The 2,500-nt window shown below is 55.6% G+C and carries 1 rRNA gene (cut by a window edge); it reads left to right on the top strand.

The features are described from left to right. Positions 1-2,461 (top strand): 23S ribosomal RNA (locus tag ACWEOE_RS41985); it begins 656 nt to the left of the window's first position. The last annotated feature ends 39 nt before the right edge of the window (positions 2,462-2,500 follow it).

Genomic DNA, 2,500 nt, shown 5'->3' with positions numbered 1-2,500 from the left:
GCCTGCGAGTTAGTGCTGCGTGGCGAGGTTAACCCGTGTGGGGTAGCCGTAGCGAAAGCGAGTCTGAATAGGGCGTTTGAGTCGCGTGGTCTAGACCCGAAGCGGAGTGATCTACCCATGGCCAGGGTGAAGCGTCGGTAAGACGTCGTGGAGGCCCGAACCCACCAGGGTTGAAAACCTGGGGGATGAGCTGTGGGTAGGGGTGAAAGGCCAATCAAACTCCGTGATAGCTGGTTCTCCCCGAAATGCATTTAGGTGCAGCGTCACGTGTTTCTTGTTGGGGGTAGAGCTACTGGATGGTCTAGGGGCCTTACCGGGTTACCGAAATCAACCAAACTCCGAATACCAATAAGTGAGAGCGTGGCAGTGAGACGGCGGGGGATAAGCTTCGTCGTCGAGAGGGAAACAGCCCAGAACACCAGCTAAGGCCCCTAAGTGTGTGCTCAGTGGGAAAGGATGTGGGATTGCCCAGACAACCAGGAGGTTGGCTTAGAAGCAGCCACCCTTGAAAGAGTGCGTAATAGCTCACTGGTCAAGTGGTCCTGCGCCGACAATGTAGCGGGGCTTAAGCACACCGCCGAAGCTGTGTCATTCATGCGTTACATCGGCTTGAACTTTCGGGTTCTTGTCTAGTGGTATGGATGGGTAGGGGAGCGTCCTGCATCCAGGGAAGCCACGGCGGAAGCTAGTGGTGGAGGGTGTGGGAGTGAGAATGCAGGCATGAGTAGCGAATGCAGAGTGAGAAACTCTGCCGCCGGATGACCAAGGGTTCCTGGGCCAGGCTAATCCGCCCAGGGTAAGTCGGGACCTAAGGCGAGGCCGACAGGCGTAGTCGATGGACAACGGGTTGATATTCCCGTACCCGAGCATGTGCGCCCATGATGAGGCAGTTGATACTAACCACCCAAAGCCGGCATGGAAGTCTTCGGATGGAAGTGTTGTGTGGAGCGTGGGATCTGATTCTGTAGTAGTCAAGCGATGGGGTGACGCAGGAAGGTAGCTCCGCCAGGCGATGGTTGTCCTGGTGTAAGCGTGTAGGCCGGAACATAGGTAAATCCGTGTTCCATGTGGCTGAGACGTGATGCGTAGCCGTTTGAGGCGAAGAGGGTGATCCTATGCTGCCGAGAAAAGCCTCTAGTGAGTGCATGCACGGCCCGTACCCCAAACCAACACAGGTGGTCAGGTAGAGAATACCAAGGCGATCGGGTGAACTGTGGTTAAGGAACTCGGCAAAATGCCCCCGTAACTTCGGGAGAAGGGGGGCCAAACACCTTGAAGTCCTTTACGGACTAGGGGTGGGTGGCCGCAGAGACCAGCGGAAAGCGACTGTTTACTAAAAACACAGGTCCATGCGAAGTCGCAAGACGATGTATATGGACTGACGCCTGCCCGGTGCTGGAACGTTAAGAGGACCGGTTAACTCCTTCGGGGGTGAAGCTGAGAATTTAAGCGCCAGTAAACGGCGGTGGTAACTATAACCATCCTAAGGTAGCGAAATTCCTTGTCGGGTAAGTTCCGACCTGCACGAATGGCGTAACGACTTTCCGGCTGTCTCAACCACAGGCCCGGCGAAATTGCACTACGAGTAAAGATGCTCGTTACGCGCGGCAGGACGGAAAGACCCCGGGACCTTTACTATAGTTTGGTATTGGTTTTCGGTTCGGCTTGTGTAGGATAGGTGGGAGACTGTGAAGCTGCAACGCTAGTTGTGGTGGAGTCGTTGTTGAAATACCACTCTGGTCGAATTGGGAATCTGAACCTCGGGCCATGATCTGGTTCAGGGACAGTGCCTGATGGGTAGTTTAACTGGGGCGGTTGCCTCCTAAAGAGTAACGGAGGCGCCCAAAGGTTCCCTCAGCCTGGTTGGCAATCAGGTGTTGAGTGCAAGTGCACAAGGGAGCTTGACTGTGAGACAGACATGTCGAGCAGGGACGAAAGTCGGGACTAGTGATCCGGCACCACCTGGTGGAAGGGGTGTCGCTCAACGGATAAAAGGTACCCCGGGGATAACAGGCTGATCTTGCCCAAGAGTCCATATCGACGGCATGGTTTGGCACCTCGATGTCGGCTCGTCGCATCCTGGGGCCGGAGTAGGTCCCAAGGGTTGGGCTGTTCGCCCATTAAAGCGGCACGCGAGCTGGGTTTAGAACGTCGTGAGACAGTTCGGTCCCTATCCGCCGCGCGCGTAGGATACTTGAGGAAGGCTGTCCCTAGTACGAGAGGACCGGGACGGACGAACCTCTGGTGTGCCAGTTGTCCTGCCAGGGGCATGGCTGGTTGGCCACGTTCGGAAGGGATAACCGCTGAAGGCATCTAAGCGGGAAGCCTGTTCCAAGATGAGGTATCCCACCCCTTTGTGGGTTAAGGCCCCCAAGAGACGATTGGGTTGATAGGCCAGAAATGGAAGCACAGTAATGTGTTGTTGAGTTGACTGGTACTAATAGGCCGAGGACTTGTCCACAAAGATGTTACGCATCCACTCTACGGTTCTGAAACACCA

Source organism: Amycolatopsis sp. NPDC004368 (genome assembly GCF_053602515.1).
The sequence above is the reverse complement of the archived record's forward strand: the minus strand, read 5'-3'. Positions and strand labels throughout refer to the sequence as shown.